15 protein-coding genes, 3 tRNA genes and 1 riboswitch are annotated in these 17,423 nt (G+C 61.2%); of the genes, 11 read left to right on the forward strand and 7 right to left on the reverse strand.

The window, feature by feature from the left end; genetic code table 11:
• The first annotated feature begins 13 nt into the window (after nucleotides 1-13).
• Both L0U82_RS13425 and L0U82_RS13430 read left to right on the forward strand, forming a co-directional pair.
• Entirely contained in the window at nucleotides 14-1,036 is a 1,023-nt protein-coding gene (locus L0U82_RS13425; RefSeq protein ID WP_233831618.1) for an alpha/beta fold hydrolase, read from the forward strand.
• Nucleotides 1,037-1,086: 50 nt separating this feature from the next.
• Nucleotides 1,087-1,261: riboswitch (yybP-ykoY riboswitch) on the forward strand.
• Between the two features lie 20 nt (nucleotides 1,262-1,281).
• Entirely contained in the window at nucleotides 1,282-1,872 is a 591-nt protein-coding gene (locus tag L0U82_RS13430) for a TMEM165/GDT1 family protein (protein ID WP_233831619.1), read from the forward strand.
• 24 nt (nucleotides 1,873-1,896) lie between these two features.
• On the opposite strand, the gene L0U82_RS13435 is transcribed toward L0U82_RS13430, so the two are convergent.
• Entirely contained in the window at nucleotides 1,897-2,610 is a 714-nt protein-coding gene (locus L0U82_RS13435; protein ID WP_233831620.1) for a DUF4136 domain-containing protein, read from the reverse strand.
• Nucleotides 2,611-2,976: 366 nt separating this feature from the next.
• On the opposite strand from L0U82_RS13435, the gene pepN reads away from it, so the two are divergent.
• The 3 genes from pepN to L0U82_RS13450 all read left to right on the forward strand — a co-directional run bounded on the left by pepN (nucleotide 2,977) and on the right by L0U82_RS13450 (nucleotide 7,078).
• Entirely contained in the window at nucleotides 2,977-5,685 is a 2,709-nt protein-coding gene (gene pepN / locus L0U82_RS13440) for an aminopeptidase N (RefSeq protein WP_233831621.1), read from the forward strand.
• Nucleotides 5,686-5,912: 227 nt separating this feature from the next.
• On the forward strand, nucleotides 5,913-6,929 hold the full coding sequence (locus L0U82_RS13445; protein ID WP_233831622.1) for a class 1 fructose-bisphosphatase: 1,017 nt from the start codon (nucleotides 5,913-5,915) through the stop codon (nucleotides 6,927-6,929).
• Between the two features lie 73 nt (nucleotides 6,930-7,002).
• A tRNA-Thr gene (locus L0U82_RS13450) sits at nucleotides 7,003-7,078 on the forward strand.
• A 165-nt stretch (nucleotides 7,079-7,243) separates the two neighbouring features.
• Here L0U82_RS13450 and L0U82_RS13455 read toward each other — a convergent pair.
• Nucleotides 7,244-7,444, reverse strand: a complete 201-nt coding sequence (locus L0U82_RS13455; protein ID WP_233831623.1) for a hypothetical protein — start codon at nucleotides 7,442-7,444, stop codon at nucleotides 7,244-7,246.
• A 662-nt stretch (nucleotides 7,445-8,106) separates the two neighbouring features.
• On the opposite strand from L0U82_RS13455, the gene L0U82_RS13460 reads away from it, so the two are divergent.
• Both L0U82_RS13460 and L0U82_RS13465 read left to right on the forward strand, forming a co-directional pair.
• Nucleotides 8,107-8,256, forward strand: coding sequence for a hypothetical protein (locus L0U82_RS13460; RefSeq protein WP_008921206.1), 150 nt, complete (start codon nucleotides 8,107-8,109; stop codon nucleotides 8,254-8,256).
• A 304-nt stretch (nucleotides 8,257-8,560) separates the two neighbouring features.
• Complete coding sequence (locus tag L0U82_RS13465) at nucleotides 8,561-9,160, forward strand: chorismate mutase (RefSeq protein ID WP_233831624.1); 600 nt, start codon at nucleotides 8,561-8,563, stop codon at nucleotides 9,158-9,160.
• Between the two features lie 35 nt (nucleotides 9,161-9,195).
• Here L0U82_RS13465 and L0U82_RS13470 read toward each other — a convergent pair whose 3' ends face one another.
• On the reverse strand, nucleotides 9,196-10,341 hold the full coding sequence (locus L0U82_RS13470) for an exonuclease domain-containing protein (protein ID WP_233831626.1): 1,146 nt from the start codon (nucleotides 10,339-10,341) through the stop codon (nucleotides 9,196-9,198).
• 297 nt (nucleotides 10,342-10,638) lie between these two features.
• Entirely contained in the window at nucleotides 10,639-10,842 is a 204-nt protein-coding gene (locus L0U82_RS13475; protein ID WP_233831628.1) for a cold-shock protein, read from the reverse strand.
• A gap of 400 nt (nucleotides 10,843-11,242) precedes the next feature.
• Here L0U82_RS13475 and L0U82_RS13480 point away from each other — a divergent pair, with 400 nt between their 5' ends.
• Together L0U82_RS13480 and L0U82_RS13485 are read left to right on the forward strand one after the other, a co-directional pair.
• Entirely contained in the window at nucleotides 11,243-11,491 is a 249-nt protein-coding gene (locus L0U82_RS13480) for a hypothetical protein (protein WP_233831629.1), read from the forward strand.
• A 530-nt stretch (nucleotides 11,492-12,021) separates the two neighbouring features.
• On the forward strand, nucleotides 12,022-13,170 hold the full coding sequence (locus L0U82_RS13485) for a porin (RefSeq protein ID WP_233831630.1): 1,149 nt from the start codon (nucleotides 12,022-12,024) through the stop codon (nucleotides 13,168-13,170).
• Between the two features lie 108 nt (nucleotides 13,171-13,278).
• Here the strand turns inward: L0U82_RS13485 and greB are convergent, their stop codons facing one another.
• Complete coding sequence (gene greB / locus L0U82_RS13490; RefSeq protein ID WP_233831631.1) at nucleotides 13,279-13,848, reverse strand: transcription elongation factor GreB; 570 nt, start codon at nucleotides 13,846-13,848, stop codon at nucleotides 13,279-13,281.
• A gap of 123 nt (nucleotides 13,849-13,971) precedes the next feature.
• Here greB and L0U82_RS13495 point away from each other — a divergent pair.
• Together L0U82_RS13495 and L0U82_RS13500 are read left to right on the forward strand one after the other, a co-directional pair.
• Nucleotides 13,972-14,048: transfer RNA gene (locus L0U82_RS13495), tRNA-Arg, on the forward strand.
• Nucleotides 14,049-14,125: 77 nt separating this feature from the next.
• A tRNA-Arg gene (locus L0U82_RS13500) sits at nucleotides 14,126-14,202 on the forward strand.
• A gap of 136 nt (nucleotides 14,203-14,338) precedes the next feature.
• Here the strand turns inward: L0U82_RS13500 and L0U82_RS13505 are convergent.
• Nucleotides 14,339-14,824 (reverse strand): phage protein NinX family protein, encoded by a 486-nt coding sequence (locus L0U82_RS13505; RefSeq protein WP_233831632.1) that lies wholly within the window; start codon nucleotides 14,822-14,824, stop codon nucleotides 14,339-14,341.
• A gap of 213 nt (nucleotides 14,825-15,037) precedes the next feature.
• The gene (locus tag L0U82_RS13510; RefSeq protein WP_233831633.1) at nucleotides 15,038-17,398 is read right to left on the reverse strand and encodes a RelA/SpoT family protein; all 2,361 of its coding nucleotides are present in this window, start codon (nucleotides 17,396-17,398) and stop codon (nucleotides 15,038-15,040) included.
• Between the last annotated feature and the right edge of the window lie 25 nt (nucleotides 17,399-17,423).

Genomic DNA, 17,423 nt, shown 5'->3' on the forward strand with positions numbered 1-17,423 from the left:
CCATGAGGCTCGCATGACCGACTTCGAAACCTTTCATCTTGGCCGCGTCATGCTGCAGTCCGGCGCGACACTACCCGACATGCAGCTCGCCTACAAGACGTACGGCCGGCTGAACGCGGCGCGCGACAACGCGATTGTCTACCCGACGTTTTACAGCGGCAGCCATGCCGACAACGAGTGGCTAATCGGCGAGCACATGGGGCTTGATCCGCGAGAGTATTTCATCATCGTGCCGAACATGTTCGGTAACGGCGTGTCGAGTTCGCCAACCAACAACCCGCCGCCTTATGATCGTGGCCGCTTTCCACACGTGACGCTCTACGACAACGTTGCGATGCAGTATCGCCTCGTGACAGAGAAGTTCGGCATCGAGTCGCTCAAGCTGGTCACCGGCTGGTCGATGGGTGCGATGCAGGCGTTTCATTGGGCCGCGATGTATCCGGACAGGGTCGAACGCATTCTGCCGTTCTGTGGGGCGGCGCGGTGCTCGCGGCACAATTTCGTGTTTATCGAGGGCGTCAAAGCGCCTTTGCTGTTGGACCCGGAATTCAAGGACGGCTTCTACGACGACGGCACACCGCCGACGCGTGGAATGCGCGCCGCCGCCCGCGTGTTCGCCGGCTGGGGATTTTCGCAGACGTTTTTGCGCCAGCGGCTCGATATGGAGGCGATGGGATATGGCTCTCTCGAAGACTTTATGACCCAGTTCTGGGAGGGCGACTTCCTGAAGAAGGACGCGAATAATATTCTGTCGATGATGTGGAGCTGGCAGCACGGCGATATTTCGGCGAATCCCCTGTATGACGGAGATTTCGATCGGGCGCTGGGCAGTATCACCGCGAAGGCTATCGTGATGCCCGGACGTACGGATCTGTACTTTCCGCCGGAAGACAGCGAATACGAGGTCTCGAAGATGCCCAATGCGCAGTTGCGGCCTATCGAGTCGGTTTGGGGGCATTTCGCGGGTGGCCCGGCGGCCAATCCCGTCGATGTCGAATTCATCGATCGCGCGGTGAGGGAGATTCTGGCCGCGTAGCGCCGAACCGGAACGACTTCCTGAGCTCATGCGGCGCCGTGTATAATCCGGCCCACTTCTTCGGGGAGTAGCCGCCCGGCACGCAATGTTCCGGGGCGCACGTCAACATACTTGTCGGCCGCAAGGCGACATGGCGTGCGCAGCAACCGCCTGGCAAGACCGATGACGACGCCCCTACCTGACCGGGTCGCGGGGGCGTATGTCATCGTCGTTCATCAGTGCGGCCCGGGTACAACAATCTCCACATGGAATCGTTCCTCGTTTCGGCCAGCATCGTCGCTCTCGCGGAAATCGGCGACAAGACACAGCTACTTTCACTCGTACTCGCTGCACGCTACAGAAAGCCTGTTCCTATCGTGTTCGGCGTGCTGGTGGCGACGCTCGTCAATCATTCGGCTTCGGGCGCGCTGGGAAACTGGCTAGCAAGCGTGATCCATCCGCACGTGATGAACTGGGCCGTGGTGGCATCGTTCGCGCTGATGGCCGTCTGGATTCTGATACCCGACAAGCTCGACGAAGCGGAGGCAATGAACACGAAGCATTCGATGGGCGTATTCGGCACGACCGTGGTCACGTTTTTCCTCGCCGAAATGGGCGACAAAACGCAGATCGTGGCCATTGCACTGGCCGCGCGCTTCCACGAGTTTTTCGGGGTGGTTGCCGGCACGACGCTCGGCATGATGCTTGCGAACGTACCGGTTATCTACCTCGGTCATCGCTTCGCCGACCGTCTGCCGACGAAGGCCGTTCATATCGTCGCGGCAATCATATTCGTGGTGATGGGCGGTCTCGCATTGCGGACCGCGCTATACCCGGACGCGCACCCGATGTTCTGAGGAGCCGGCCATACAGCCCCAGCCCTATTCTCCGGCCTTCGCCCCTTGCCCGGCCGCGGACCCGGCCGCCGGCGCCGATGCCGCGGCGGGCGCGGCCGGCAGCGAGACTTCATTCACCGGCATCCCGCCGCCGCCGACCGGAATTCTCACCGTATGCACGGCGCCGTTGCCGAGCGGGAAGTCGGCCAGCGCGCTGCGCGCCAGATACGGCATCGCCCTGACCAGCGACGACTCGCCGCCGAAATTACGCGCCGTCACGTTGTAGACCTCCTTGCCGCTCGCGCGCTCGGTAATCCGGACGCCGAGCAGATGCGTGAACACCGGATAGCTCTGGTTCACGTAAGTCGCCGGGAAGGCCCCCCACGGTCCCCATGGATCGTACGGGCGGCCCCAGTAAGGACCCGGCCACGGGTTGTAGTAGATCGGCTCCGCGACGGTCACGATGTCCGAGCGGATTCCATACGCGAGCTCGACCAGATAACGCGCGTCATCGCGCGCGACTTCGCGAAACGAATGCACGGCGAGTTCGTTCGCGACGATCCGCTCATATGCGCTCAGTTCGAGATTGTTCTGCTGATCCGGGCGCCGCGTGAACGCATAGGTACGGGTCGCGTCGCTGCCGTTCCAGTCCGAGAACGCGGTGACCTGAGTCGTCACGTAGGTCGTACAGCCGGACAGCAGCACCGTCAGCGCGGCGAACAGCAGCGCGATGCGGCGGGTCCATCGATTGATGTTCATGGTCTACCTCGTGACGCGTCGGGATTGCGTCGGGATTGCTTCGGTTAAACGTCGACTGACTGCGATTATTCCGCCATTCATTCCGCTACTCATTTCGCCCTTCGACCGGCTGCGGGACTCGTGTCCGGACGATCATCGCCGGTGAGCGCGGGGGCCCGATATTACGCTGACCGTGCCAACCGGTAAAAGGTTCTGCCACCGGATTCCGCGCGGCAACTGCGCGCAATGCGTCGTGATTCAAACCGGTCCCAACCCCGTCCCGGTTTCGCGCCGCACGATCGCCCGAGGCTTTGTACAATGGCTCGATCAAGTCCGGTTCGCGCGCCATTTGCGCGCGGCCGATCGAGTCCTTCACCACAGAACGCCATGGCCGATACCGCAACGCCCAATGTGATCCGCCGCGCCGATTACGCGCCGCCCGCCTTCCTGATCGACACCGTCGCGCTGGAGTTCGATCTGGTCCCCGAACGCACGGTCGTCAGAAACACGATGCGCGTGCGCCGCAATCCGGATGCGTCGCGCGCCGCGCACCTCGAACTGATGGGCGAACAGCTCGAATTCGTCAGCGCGGAAATCGACGGCAAGCCGTTTCCGAATGCGCATCCTCACGAGCATGGCCTGCTGCTCGACAACGTGCCCGACAGCTTCGAGCTCACGCTGACCAGTATCTGCAATCCGGCGGAAAACACCACGCTGTCGGGTCTGTATGTGTCGAGCGGCAACTTCTTCACGCAGTGCGAAGCCGAGGGCTTTCGCCGCATCACCTATTTCCTCGACCGCCCCGACGTAATGGCAAGCTTCACGGTCACGCTGCGCGCGAGCCGGGCCGACTATCCGGTGCTGCTGTCCAACGGCAATCTGCTCGAAGAAGGCGATCTGCCCGACGGCCGCCATTTCGCGCGTTGGGAAGATCCGTTCAGAAAGCCGAGCTATCTGTTCGCGCTGGTCGCGGGCAAGCTCGTCGCGCTCGAAGAACGCGTGACGACTGGCTCCGGCAAGGAAAAGCTGCTGCAGGTGTGGGTCGAGCCGCAGGATCTCGACAAGACCCGTCACGCGATGGATTCGCTGATCCACTCGATCCACTGGGACGAGGAACGCTTCGGGCTTGAACTCGATCTGGACCGCTTCATGATTGTCGCGGTCAGCGACTTCAACATGGGCGCGATGGAGAACAAGGGGCTCAACATCTTCAACACGAAGTACGTGCTGGCGAACCCCGAAACCGCGACCGACACCGACTTCGCGAACATCGAGGCCGTGGTCGGCCACGAGTACTTCCACAACTGGACCGGCAACCGCGTGACCTGCCGCGACTGGTTCCAGCTGAGCCTGAAGGAAGGCCTGACGGTGTTCCGCGACCAGGAGTTCTCGGCCGATATGGCGGGCGGCGCCACCGACGAAGCCGCGCGCGCCACCAAGCGCATCGAGGACGTGCGCGTGCTGCGCCAGATGCAGTTCGCCGAGGACGCGGGTCCGATGGCGCATCCGGTGCGCCCGGAGAGCTACGTCGAGATCAACAACTTCTACACGATGACGGTCTACGAGAAAGGCTCGGAAGTCGTGCGGATGTATCAGACGCTGTTCGGCCGCGACGGTTTCCGCAAGGGCATGGACCTGTACTTCAAGCGCCACGACGGCCAGGCCGTGACCTGCGACGACTTCCGCCACGCGCTCGCCGATGCGAATGGCCGCGACCTCGCGCAGTTCGAGCGCTGGTACAGCCAGGCGGGCACGCCGCGCGTGTCGGTGCGCACCCGCTACGATGCCGCGCAGCAGCGCTACAGCGTGACGCTGCGCCAGGGTTACGGCGACGCCGCGCCGGCCGCGCGCGAAACGCAGAAAGGGCCGCTGCTGATCCCGTTCGCGATCGGCCTGATCGGCAGGGACGGCCGCGATCTGCTATTGCAGCTCGAAGGCGAAGCTCAGGCGTCGACAGCGGCATCCGCATCGACCACGCGCGTGCTCGAATTCACGCAGACCGAACAGACCTTCACGTTCGTCAATGTCGGCGAGGAACCGCTGCCGTCGCTGCTGCGCAATTTCTCGGCGCCGGTGATCGTCGAGTACGACTATTCGGCGGATCAGCTGGCGTTCCTGCTTGCGCACGACAGCGATCCGTTCAACCGCTGGGAAGCGGGTCAGCGGCTCGCCACGCGCGAGCTGCTCGCGCTGGCCAGCCGCGCGGCCGCGGGCGCGGCGCTGCAGCTCGACGATTCGGTGGTCGCCGCATTCGCGCGCGTGCTGACCGACGAGACGCTGTCGCCGGCATTCCGCGAGCTCGCGCTGATGCTACCGTCCGAAGCGTATCTGGCCGAGCAGATGACCGAGTCGAACCCGGCCGCCGTTCATGCGGCGCGGCAGTTCGTGCGCAAGCGCCTCGCCAATGCGTTGCGCGACGAGTGGCTGAGCGTGTACGAGCAGCATCGCACGCCGGGCGCGTATGAAGCGACGCCGGAAGCGGCCGGTCATCGCGCGTTGAAGAATCTGGCGCTGTCGTATCTGACCGAGCTGGACGATCCGACCCAGGCCGTGAGCCTCGCTGCCGCGCAATACGATGCCGCCGACAACATGACCGACCGCGCGGCGGCGCTGTCCGCGCTGCTCAACGCGGCCGCGCCGCAAGGCGGCAGCGCCGACGCGCAGCGCGCGCTCGACGACTTCTACCAGCGCTTCGAGAAGGAGCCGCTTGTCATCGACAAGTGGTTTGCGCTGCAGGCCACGCAGCGCGGCAACCCGCGGCATCCGGTGATCGACACGGTGCGCCAGCTGATGACGCACCCGGCCTTCAACCTGAAGAACCCGAACCGTGCGCGCTCGCTGATCTTCAGCTTCTGCGCGGCGAATCCCGCGCAGTTCCATGCCGAAGACGGCTCGGGCTACGCATTCTGGGCCGAACAGGTGATCGCGCTCGACGCGCTCAATCCGCAGGTGGCCGCCCGTCTCGCGCGCTCGCTCGAACTGTGGCGCCGCTTTACGCCGGCGCTGCGCGAGAACATGCGCGCGGCGCTCGAAAAGGTCGCCGCGCAGGTGAAATCGCGCGACGTGCGCGAGATCATCGAAAAGGCATTGGCATGATGCTCATGTGAGTAGCGAGCGGTGCAGCCGCTCTGCTCTTGCGAAACCCGCAAAGCCGGCACGCGTTGCCGGCTTTTTTTCGCGCGCAATCAACGGGATGCGCGATGCCTTGCCGATCGGCGCACGCGCGCCACGGCGCCGATGGAGGTCGAGCGCGGTCAAAAGCACGGAACCGACACGTCGAGCGGTTAAAATCTCACTATTCTTAGCCTTCCCGGAGTACAGCAATGTCCTTGCAACGTCGTACCACTCTCTCGAAGTACCTGATCGAGCAGCAGCGCGAAACGAACAACCTGCCCGCCGACCTGCGCCTGTTGATCGAAGTCGTCGCGCGTGCCTGCAAGGCGATCAGCTACCACGTCAGCAAAGGCGCGCTCGGCGATGCGCTCGGCTCGGCGGGCAGCGAGAATGTGCAGGGCGAGGTGCAGAAAAAGCTCGATATCCTGTCGAACGAAATCCTGCTCGAAGCGAACGAATGGGGCGGCAACCTCGCCGGCATGGCTTCCGAGGAGATGGAAAAATTCTTCCCGATCCCGGCTAACTATCCGAAGGGCGAATATCTGCTGGTGTTCGACCCGCTCGACGGCTCGTCGAACATCGACGTCAACGTGTCGATCGGTACGATCTTCTCGGTGCTGCGCTGCCCGGACGGCCATCAGGCGACCGAGCAGTCGTTCCTGCAACCGGGCACGCAGCAGGTCGCCGCGGGCTATGCGGTGTACGGCCCGCAGACGGTGCTCGTGCTGACCACCGGCAATGGCGTGAACTGCTTCACGCTCGATCGCGAACTCGGCTCGTGGGTGCTTACGCAAAGCGATATGCGCATCCCTGTCGAGACGCGCGAGTATGCGATCAATGCATCGAACGAGCGTCACTGGTATGCGCCGGTGCAGCAATACATCGGCGAGCTGAAGGCTGGCAACGAAGGTCCGCGTCAGGCCGACTTCAACATGCGCTGGATCGCATCGATGGTGGCCGATGTGCACCGTATCCTGAATCGCGGCGGCGTATTCATGTATCCGGCCGACAAGCGCACGCCGGACAAGCCGGGCAAGCTGCGTCTGATGTACGAAGCCAATCCGATGGCGTTCATCGTCGAGCAGGCGGGCGGCGCGGCGACCAATGGCGAGAAGCGCATTCTCGACATCCAGCCGAAGAGCTTGCACGAGCGCGTCGCGGTGTTCCTCGGCTCGAAGAATGAAGTCGATCGTGTGACTCGCTACCACCTCGAAGCGAAAAAGTGATCTCGCGATAAAAAGTGCACCGGGGGACTTGCCAAGTTAGTGAACTAGTCCCTATAATCTCGTTTCTCCTGATGCCGGAATAGCTCAGACGGTAGAGCAGCGCATTCGTAATGCGAAGGTCGGGGGTTCGATTCCTCTTTCCGGCACCATCAAGTTTCAAGCAAAAAGCCCAGTCCTCGCGACTGGGCTTTTTGCTTTTCAGCGACGCATTCGACGACGCGTCACCATCACCTGATGCCAAACGTCATAGCGGTTGCGATGCGATAACCGTGCAGATAACGCACGGCAGACAGACGCTTAGCCGAGCGCGCTGCTCAGCTGCGGAAATCTAGCGGATCATACTGCCCCGTCGTCGTCAGATTGCGGGCAACGACCTGATCCGCAACCACCGTCGGCTCATTACGCGGCGTGCCGTAAGCGGCGATCGCTTGCGCGGGCGCCGACACGAACCACGAGATTTTTCCCGCGCACTCAATGCCGACCTGACGTCCGTTCCAATAGACAGCGTTTTCCATCGCAACCTCCCCCAAGAGACGAAGACCTGATAATCCGCGACCGTTCCGTGTGCGTCCGTTGGTCACCGCACGCCCGACAGAGAACGGCGACTTCAATCATAGATGGACGAGATCTCGGCGGCCGGCCTGTCGTCGACCGAGGATGTTTTGTCGCAAAACGCGGTAATGGGTTTGCTAGCTAACTGTCGGCCGTTAATTTGCTGATGAAAATTCATTAAATAGTGTTCAGCCGTCAACGAAGTTTGAAACGCGCCGTTTACAAAAGAGACCGCGCTCAATCGTTCAATCGGCAATACGAACGTTCAGTCTTAATACGGGAAAATCATGATTGATGTGGCATTGCACAACAGTGTCATGATCTATTCACATGAAACCGTTAAGGCAGACGCGCGGGATTGCCGAATTGATGGCTGAGAGGCAGGCGGGACAAGGCAAGGAAGGAAGCGACACGAGCTGCAAGCGCCGGGAGTTGGTGCCGGCAATAAATCGGCTGATAAGCGCGGATCAAGGTCGATCCGATAGTCAGACGATAAATTTTATTCAAACACTCTGTTCCAGTGTTGGCTTGTGCCGTTAAAGCAACAAAGAACATGTGACTTGCACCAGACGCTGGTGCGGCAAGGGGACCGAGGCAGATAATCGGTTTGTAAAGGAGAGAGATCATGGATGCCAAACCACCGAAGATTCCGACCCCGGATAAAGTTTTTTACCCGGATCCGGAACCCGTGGCCGTCGAGTTTCTGGGTGCCGAACTGCCTGAGCATGTTCGCGCTTTTTTCGACGAACAACGTAAGTCGTGCGACCCGAAGTAATCGGGTATTGGCGCAACGCAGCATCATCGCCCGAACAAGTGGCGGGCGGTAATCGCACGCGCCCTTATTACCAGTCCGGCTTTAATGCCGGCACGGTGGATCGGCTCGCCTGATCCCCACGACACTGGAGCGCATAGCTCCAGCGTTTGCATGCGCGCGTCCATCAGACATGCGGCGCACATAACACTCTCCGCGCCGGCGGCCATTTTTATCGGCTGCTCTTATCGGCTAACTACGCGCCGTTTGCCGCGCATCATTTATTCTTCTGTTTTTCCTCCAGCGGCCGCCCGGCCACGTCCATTTGATGAATCGCCCGTCTCGCTTCGCCGCGTCATGCGCGCTCGCGCTTGCCACCACCAGCTTCGTTTTCACACCTGCCCCCGCCTTCGCCGATGGCGACGACACCGCGCTTACCAATCTGATTGCGCTGGCCTCGCAGCGTCTCGCGCTGGCGGAGCCGGTTGCGCGCTGGAAATGGGCGCACCACCAGTCCATCACCGATACCCCCCGTGAAAACGCGCTGCTCGCCGATGTGGAAAAGCGCGCCGCGGCGGCGAACGTCGACCCGGCTTTCGCGAGAGCATTCTTCCAGGATCAGATCGACGCGAGCAAGGATGTGCAGAGCGCGCTGTTTGCCACGTGGCGCAGCGGCCAGCCGCCGCAGGAACCGGCGCCCGATCTCGCGACCAGCACGCGACCGCAGCTCGACAAGCTCACGCAATCGCTGATAGCCAGTCTCGCACGCGTGCAACCATTGCGAGCGTCGGACAATTGTCCGACGCGCGTCGCACAGGCACTCACTAACTGGAAATCGCTGACGCGTTATGACTCGACGCGTTCGAGCGCCCTCACCCGCGCGCTCGGTCACGTGTGCGAAACGGGCGGCGTCGGCGCGACGGGCTGATCCGTTCGCACCGGATAACGCGCACCGACACGCGGCTAGACGAAGCTCGACTCAGCCGCGTCGCTCGACACGCTCAACGGCATCACGCGCAGTCCGCGCGCCAGATGCGTCTGCAGGATGCGATACGTCGACAACTCGAAGGTCCCGGCCATCATCGACGCATGCAGTTGCGCCGCCTGCGCGAGCGACGGCGCATGCCCCAGATAACGCCAACGATCGACGACGTGAAAGACGCGCTGCGCGTCCTCGCGCTCCTCGAAAACAATCGGTCCCGCGAACGGCCATGGGGCATCCGCGGGATCGCTTTTCGTCACACGCGGCAGCCGGTTCTGGCCCGGCCGCAGCGTCGCGATCCATTGCGCCTCGGCGAGCATCGCACCCAACTCGCCGCCGGTCGCGCGCCACTCGACGCGTCGCACCTGCTGCGCCAGCCGGATGTCCTTCGATGACCGCCGCTCGCCGCTCAGATGCGCGCGCAGCCGCTGCCGCACACGCACGCTTCGCCCGACGTAAAGCGGCGCATCCCCTTCGCCGTAGAACGCATAGACACCACAGCCCGCCGGCGCGGTCTCGAGCAGCTCCTCGGTGATATCGCCGGCCAGCCGGTAGCGCCGCGTCGCGCGCTCGATCTGCGCGCGTAGTGCATCGAGCGGTATGAGCGCGTGCAGACGCTGCCAGAACTGCCAGATCAGGTCCGCATCGGCGAGCGCGCGGTGGCGATCGGACGGCACGAGCGCATGACGTTCGACGAGCGCATCGAGGCCGTGGCGCTTTTCGGCCGGAAACAGCGCGCGCGATAATCGCACGGTGCACAGCACGTCGGGGTCGAATGCAAGCCCGGCGCGGCGAAACTCGCTGCGCAGAAATCCACGATCGAAACTCGCGTTGTGCGCAACGAACAGCTTGCCGTTCAGACGCTCGAGCAGCGCGGGCGCGATCGATTCGAAGGTCGGTGCGCCGCGCACCATTTCGTTGGTGATGCCGGTCAGCTGCTGGATGAACGAAGGAATCGGCTGCCGCGGGTCGACCAGACTGCTCCAGCGCGATACGCCCGCCGGCCCTATCTCGACGACGCCGACTTCGGTGATACGGTGCTCGTTCGTGGAACCGCCAGTCGTTTCAAGGTCGACGAAGACGATGGGTACATCAAGGGCCGGTTCCGGCGAAATCAGTTCGGACATGGAAAAGGAAGGTTTCGGACGCGTGACTTTGCGGCAAGTATGCACCAGTTGGGCTTCGTCCATCCATGTTGCATTGGCCGATGCGCGCGAACAGTTATGTCACGCGTTAATTCTGGGCGAGCCGGCGATCTCGTAATCGGGATTCGACATATTATCTCCCGACAAAAGCCGCACCTTAATCATCTCACTATGTAAGCCCGTTCCCGATTTCAAAATAATCACCTGGAAATAAAAAACCCTCGCGCTCCGGCGAGGGTTATCCCTTAAAACACAGCGAAAAGCGGAACGCACCGCTTTTTATAACGGCTGAATATTGGCCGCCTGCTTGCCCTTGGGACTCGTCTTGACGTCGAAAGAGACGCGCTGGTTTTCCTTCAGCGACTTGAAGCCCTCCGCGCGGATCTCCGAAAAGTGCGCGAACAGATCTTCGCCGCCCGAGTCCGACGTGATGAAGCCAAAGCCTTTAGCATCGTTGAACCATTTGACGATACCGGTTTCCATTTCCTGTTTTCCTCTTGATTTATCAGAATCGGGCCCTGCCCTTGAGCCCATCAAATCCCGACTTCATTAGCAATCAGATAACAGCAAACGCTGAAAACCAGAATCGACCAATGAAATACGGCTTTGCCGTTATACGGGGAATGGAGATTTTTCGTCAAGTAAACTTTTTATCTTCGCTTAGCGCGCTAAAAGATATGCACGACAAGTCTTACTCCAATGGAAATCCGTCAATATTACTCGCACGCATTTAATCGAAATCAAGGAGTGGAAAAAATTGCTGCGTGATGCCGAACAGATGTAACAAAATCCATCTTTCGGTAAGTGTTTGTCCGAGTTGTTGCGGCGCATTGGCAATCGCATGATGGAACGCAGTGGTAGCGATGTGCTTCAGGAGGTTGTCATGCTGTTCAATGAAATCCGCCGTCTGTTCGCCTGGTTCACTCATCCGCATGCCAAGGCGATATCCGATCAACCTGCCCGAACCAGCGATACGTCATCGGTTTTCGATTTCGATCCGATGTGGCACGGTGATCATTGGCAGAATCTGCTGTCTTCGCCGATGGACGCGCGCCGTTACGTGATCGAAGATTGGAGCATTCCTTCGGCGGCCGAGTGGGACGATGCGGACGGCGCCGCGCCGGCGCACTAGACGAGCCCACGAATACGCAAACCGCGGGCAAAAAAAAGCGCGACCGGAAAGTCGCGCTGACAAAGGTTTGGAGATCTTTTTCGTCAACGAAAAAGTCTGCTTCGGAAAGCAGAGATTGAAGTATAGCGGGCAGCCGCCATTTCGATTATTCACACTATTTACAATCCTCTGTTGCCGCATTAACAACAATCATTTTCCTGCATTTCTTTACGTGGCTTTTTCGCACCGTTTGGTGTCGCGGATGAGCAACGCAATTCTCGTAGTGTCATTTTCTGAATCCCGCGAATAACGTCCAAGGCCTTTATCCATAGGGCTTCAGCGGTACTCGAACATCGTTTCTCATCGAGTAATACTTTATTGCGCAAATCGGAACACCCTGTTCTGGAAGTGTCTCTCTACACTCAGGCTAATTGGAAACCGGCGCGAAACAGATCATTGCGCTTGTTACGCGGATTCCGCCTCTCGCAGCGCCGCGTGAAGGTCTCCCAAGCCAGGGTTTTTATACCTCTCTTGCTATTGGAGCTATATAAATGAAAAAGACACTCTTGGTCGCCGCCCTCACGGGCGTTTTTACAACCGCAGCGCATGCGCAAAGCAGCGTCACCCTGTACGGCCTGATCGACGCCGGCATCACTTATACCAACAACCAGCACGGCCACAGCAACTGGCAAATGACGAGCGGCTCGGTGAACGGCAGCCGCTTCGGCCTGCGTGGCGCCGAAGATCTCGGCGGCGGTCTGAAGGCCATTTTCACGTTGGAAAACGGCTTCGGCATCAATGACGGCACGCTCAAGCAGAATGGCCGCATGTTCGGCCGCCAGGCTTTCGTCGGTCTGTCCAGCGATCAGTTCGGCGCCGTCACGCTCGGCCGTCAGTACGACAGCATGGTCGACTACGTCGGCCCGTTGGCGCTGACCGGCACCCAATACGGCGGCACGCAGTTCGCGCACCCGTTCGACAACGACAACCTGAACAACTCGTTCCGTATCAACAACTCGATCAAGTTCCAGAGCGCCAACTACGGCGGCTTCAAGTTCGGCGCGTTGTACGGCTTCTCGAACCAGGCTGACGGCTTCTCGAACAATCGCGCTTACAGCGCAGGGGCGTCGTACAACTGGGGCGGCCTGAATGTCGCTGCCGCTTATATGCAGCTGAACAGCAACGGCGCCACGAGCGCGGCCGCGGCGTTCAATTCGGGCGGTGCGGTGTCGGGCGACAACACGTTCTTCGCGCAACGTCAGCAGACGTGGGGCGCCGGTGCCAACTACGCGTTCGGCCCGGCAACGGTCGGCCTCGTGTACTCGCAGACGAACCTGCAAGGTCTCGCGGGCATCAGCCAGAGCGCATCCGGTGTGACGGGCGGTCTGGGCTTCCCGAGCAACAGCGCGCAGTTCCAGAACTTCGAAGCTAATGCCCGTTATGCTCTGACGCCGGCGGTGAGCCTCGCCGCGGCCTACACGTACACCCGCGCGAACCTGTCGAGCTCGCACGTGCACTGGAACCAGGTCAACCTGCAAACTGCCTATGCGCTGTCCAAGCGTACCGACGTGTATCTGCAGGGTGTCTATCAGGAAGCCAACGAAGGTGCGATCGTCGACGCCAGCATCAACGGCCTTGGCGCAGCTTCGAGCAACAACAAGCAAGTCGCTGTGACGGCAGGTCTGCGTCACCGTTTCTAAGAACTGCGGAAGTACCTGCAGTTGGAAAGGCGCCGTTTTTACGGCGCCTTTTTTATGCGCTGTGTTTTATGCGCCGCATTGCCATCGCGAGGTGTCGCGAGCGGAACGCTAACCGCCGCTATCCGGCGGCGGATATTTGACGTCGAGAATATCGATCGGTTGAGGGCCCACCGGTGTGAATAACGTGACTGTATCGCCGACTTTCGCCTTCAGCAGCGCACGGGCAATCGGCGAAATCCAGCTTACGTGCCCGATATCCAGATCGACCTCATCGATGCCGACGATCGTCACGGTGTGCTCTTCGCCATCTTCGCTCGCATAGTCGACGGTCGCGCCGAAGAACACCTGATCGACATTCTCCTGTCGGCTGCTATCGACCACCTCGGCAAGGTCGAGGCGCTTGGTCAGAAAGCGGATTCGCCGGTCGATTTCGCGCAGACGGCGTTTGCCGTAGATGTAATCCCCATTCTCCGAGCGGTCACCGTTCGACGCCGCCCACGACACGAGCTTGACCACCTCCGGCCGCTCGACATCGATCAGATTCAGCAGTTCATCACGCATACGCCGGTGGCCGGCGGGCGTAATATAGTTTTTGGTGCCCGCGGGCACGTCGGGCTGGGCGACGTCGAGATCGTCATCGCCGTCTTCGCTCGATTCTTTGACAAAGGCCTTGTTCATAGTGATCCAGTAACAGCAGCTAGCAACATCCTTCTAAAAGGTTACACGATCGGACGCGCGACACAAATCACCGTGATGGGCTTCCATTTTAGCGATCCGTTGGCTATAATCTCGTTTCTGTGTGCGGCTGTAGCTCAGTTGGATAGAGTACTTGGCTACGAACCAAGGGGTCGTGGGTTCGAATCCTGCCAGCCGCGCCACCTTTACGAGGACTTCCTTACCGGGAAGTCCTCTAGTTTTACCGGCTTCATGTAGTCAAGCATCACCGTTTTAGCGTGCGGCTGTAGCTCAGTTGGATAGAGTACTTGGCTACGAACCAAGGGGTCGTGGGTTCGAATCCTGCCAGCCGCGCCACCTATGAAGGGCCTTCCGATCGGAAGGCCCTTTGTTTTTTTGGGATGCTTTCGTCAGCCGGCCTTTGGCTGTTCTCAACGCGCCACAAGTGCGCCTCCGTCCTCGCAGCCTGTAGCGGCCTTTCGTGGCAAGCACGTCATCGCGGCGGTGATTGAATATCGCCAATCTGCCCGTCCGGCCTGGGCAAATCCTCGACAACCCCGCCCACCGTTTGCTCGCTGATCGTCTGCGCCCGCGCGCCGGTCAGTGCTTGGCGCTCATGCAGCAGGTCGTCCACCGTATCGCCGAAATGGCTCGCGACGAACGCCCGCAGCAACGCGACACGCATCGACTCTCCCCGCCCTTCCGACGCGCGCTGGCCGCCCGCGAATTCCGCGATGCATAGCGCGCCCCGGCCGCCCTGCTCGCTCACTTCCAGCCGCCGCGCGCGCTCCAGCACCACGGCGGCCGCCTCCCATGACGCCGACGGCCTGAAGCGCCCATCCCACGGACGACCGCGATCGTTACCGCGGATCGATACGGTCTCGCCGCTATCGGTGAAATAGATCTCGCGCACGAAGTCGTGCAGGCCGCGCGCCACCCAATAGTCGAGTGCCACGCCAGTGAGGTCGGATACGTTCATCAACGCTCTCCCCCGGAAGCCGGGTGTGTGCTGCTTTTAGCTCGGTACGTTCCGAGCAGCCACACGAAAGATGCCCGCGCGGCTGACCGTATGTGAAAACATTGCGAGAAACAAAAGCGGCGGAAACGCGGGCGAGATCTGATCAGAAAGCAGGCACAACAACCGGCACGATCAAAGCCCGCTCAAGCCCGGGACGACAGAGCACACAGCCTCTCAGTAGTCCGCCCGCTCGCGATCGATGCGCATACCGCCCTCATGCCGGTGATGCCCTTCCTCGCTCGGCCGTTCGCGCGCAATGCGCATCACGTCCGGGTTCGTGCGCACGCGGCGCATCACGTTGGCCAGATGGACCCGGTCGCTGACCTGGATCACGAAGCGCAGTACCGTGGATTCCTGCGACAGATCTTCGTCCATTGCGATATGGACGATGTTCGCGTCAGCCGACGTGATATCCGCCGCCACGCGCGCAAACACGCCCTTGGTGTTCTTGACCAGCACCTTCACCGCGACATCGAACAGACGGCCCGGCTGCGGTGCCCACGCGACGTCGATCCAGCGCCCCGGATCGCGCCGGTGAATGCGCTGCGCGACGCGGCAGTCGGTGGTGTGGATCGCCATACCGAGGCCGATGCCGATATAGCCCATGATGTCGTCGCCGGGAATCGGACGGCAGCACGCGGACAGCTGCACCGACATCCCTTCAGTGCCGGTGATGACGACCGGCGGCGCATGCGGCGTCGTGCCGGACTCGGAGCGCGAGCCGTCGTCGTCGCCGTCGCGGCCGTTCATCAGCACCTCGATGCGCTTGGCCATGACCGCCGCGACGCGCCGGCCAAGACCGATGTCCGCGAAAATTTCCTGACGGTTCTTGTTGCCCGTCCATTGCACGAGCTTTTCCCACGCTTCGGGCGTCACATCCGACAGCGCCAACCCATAGCCCTTCAACCCCTGATCGACCAGACGCTCGCCGAGCTGCACCGACTCGTTCAGCCGCATCGTCTTCAGATAATGGCGAATCGCCGAGCGTGCCTTGCCGCTGCGCACGAAACCGAGCCATGCCGGATTCGGCTTCGAATACGGCGCCGTGATGACCTCGACGATATCGCCGCTCTTCAGCTCGGTACGCAGCGGCAGCAATTCGTTGTTGATCTTCACCGCGACACACTGGTTGCCGAGGTCGCTATGGATCGAATAGGCGAAATCGAGCGCGGTGGCGCCGCGCGGCAGCGCCATGATTTTCGACTTCGGCGTAAACACGTAGACCGCGTCCGGGAACAGGTCGATCTTCACGTGCTCGAGGAATTCGCTCGAATCGCCCGCTTCGCTCTGGATGTCGAGCAGCGACTTCAGCCACTGATGCGCGCGCTTTTGCACGTCGTTCAGATCCGCGCTGCCGTTCTTGTACAGCCAGTGCGCGGCCACACCCGCTTCGGCGATCTCGTGCATCTTGCGCGTGCGCACCTGAAACTCGATCGGCGCGCCGAACGGGCCGACCAGCGTTGTATGCAGCGACTGGTAGCCGTTCACCTTCGGGATCGCGATGTAATCCTTGAACTTGCCCGGCACCGGCTTGAAGAGCGCATGCAGTGCGCCGATGCAGGTGTAGCACTCGAGCGCGCTCTCGACGACCACGCGAAAACCGTACACGTCGAGCACCTGCGAGAACGACAACTGCTTGTCGCGCATCTTCTTGTAGATGCTGAAGATGGTTTTCTCGCGGCCGGTGACTTCCGCGTCGATCTTCGCATCGGCGATCGCGCGCTGCACCGACTCAAGGATCTTGCCGACCACCTCGCGCCGATTGCCGCGCGCGGCCTTCACGGCTTTTTCGAGCGTCGCGTAACGGTGCGGATTGAAGTTCGCGAAGCTCAAGTCCTGCAGCTCGCGATAGGTATTGTTCAGACCGAGCCGGTGAGCGATCGGCGCGTAAATATCGAGTGTTTCGCGCGCGACGCGACGGCGCTTTTCCGGCGGCACCGCGCCGAGCGTGCGCATGTTGTGCAGCCGGTCGGCGAGCTTCACCAGAATCACGCGCACGTCGCGTGCCATCGCGAGCAGCATCTTGCGGAAGTTTTCCGCCTGCGCTTCCTCGCGATTGCGAAACTCCATCTTGTCGAGCTTGGACAGGCCGTCGACCAGTTCCGCGACCTTCGCGCCGAAGCGCTCCGCGAGTTCCGCCTTGGTCACGCCCTGGTCTTCCATCACGTCATGCAGCAGCGCCGCCATGATCGACTGGGCGTCGAGATTCCAGCCTGCGCAGATTTCCGCGACGGCGACCGGATGGGTGATGTAAGGCTCGCCGCTCTGGCGATACTGGCCGAGGTGAGCTTCGTCGCTGAAATGAAACGCCGCCTTGACGTCCTTGATCTCTTCCGGCTGCAGATAGCCGGACAGCGCGGACGTCAGGCGGGCGATGGAAACGACGTCATGCCGGCGCGGCTGCTCCGGCGTGGCGGTCGGCCCGAACAGATGGCGAAACGACTGTTCGAGGACCGCGTCGATGTACTTGCGTGCAGACGAAGGAGAATCTACGTCGTGGTCCACTTCCGTGGCGGTGGGCGGGGTGGCACTCATGGTCGCCTCCGGAGCAGTCAGAATA

The sequence above is a fragment of the Paraburkholderia sp. ZP32-5 genome (genome assembly GCF_021390495.1).
Lineage (GTDB): Bacteria > Pseudomonadota > Gammaproteobacteria > Burkholderiales > Burkholderiaceae > Paraburkholderia.

Coding starts and splice junctions, on each gene's coding strand:
- L0U82_RS13475 (WP_233831628.1), bottom strand. CDS start 10,842: ATGGAAACCGGTATCGTCAAATGGTTCAACGATGCTAAAGGCTTTGGC.
- L0U82_RS13460 (WP_008921206.1), top strand. CDS start 8,107: ATGGATGCCAAACCACCGAAGATTCCGACCCCGGATAAAGTTTTTTAC.
- L0U82_RS13510 (WP_233831633.1), bottom strand. CDS start 17,398: ATGAGTGCCACCCCGCCCACCGCCACGGAAGTGGACCACGACGTAGAT.
- L0U82_RS13445 (WP_233831622.1), top strand. CDS start 5,913: ATGTCCTTGCAACGTCGTACCACTCTCTCGAAGTACCTGATCGAGCAG.
- L0U82_RS13430 (WP_233831619.1), top strand. CDS start 1,282: ATGGAATCGTTCCTCGTTTCGGCCAGCATCGTCGCTCTCGCGGAAATC.
- L0U82_RS13435 (WP_233831620.1), bottom strand. CDS start 2,610: ATGAACATCAATCGATGGACCCGCCGCATCGCGCTGCTGTTCGCCGCG.
- L0U82_RS13455 (WP_233831623.1), bottom strand. CDS start 7,444: ATGGAAAACGCTGTCTATTGGAACGGACGTCAGGTCGGCATTGAGTGC.
- pepN (WP_233831621.1), top strand. CDS start 2,977: ATGGCCGATACCGCAACGCCCAATGTGATCCGCCGCGCCGATTACGCG.
- L0U82_RS13505 (WP_233831632.1), bottom strand. CDS start 14,824: ATGAACGTATCCGACCTCACTGGCGTGGCACTCGACTATTGGGTGGCG.
- L0U82_RS13470 (WP_233831626.1), bottom strand. CDS start 10,341: ATGTCCGAACTGATTTCGCCGGAACCGGCCCTTGATGTACCCATCGTC.
- greB (WP_233831631.1), bottom strand. CDS start 13,848: ATGAACAAGGCCTTTGTCAAAGAATCGAGCGAAGACGGCGATGACGAT.
- L0U82_RS13425 (WP_233831618.1), top strand. CDS start 14: ATGACCGACTTCGAAACCTTTCATCTTGGCCGCGTCATGCTGCAGTCC.
- L0U82_RS13480 (WP_233831629.1), top strand. CDS start 11,243: ATGCTGTTCAATGAAATCCGCCGTCTGTTCGCCTGGTTCACTCATCCG.
- L0U82_RS13485 (WP_233831630.1), top strand. CDS start 12,022: ATGAAAAAGACACTCTTGGTCGCCGCCCTCACGGGCGTTTTTACAACC.
- L0U82_RS13465 (WP_233831624.1), top strand. CDS start 8,561: ATGAATCGCCCGTCTCGCTTCGCCGCGTCATGCGCGCTCGCGCTTGCC.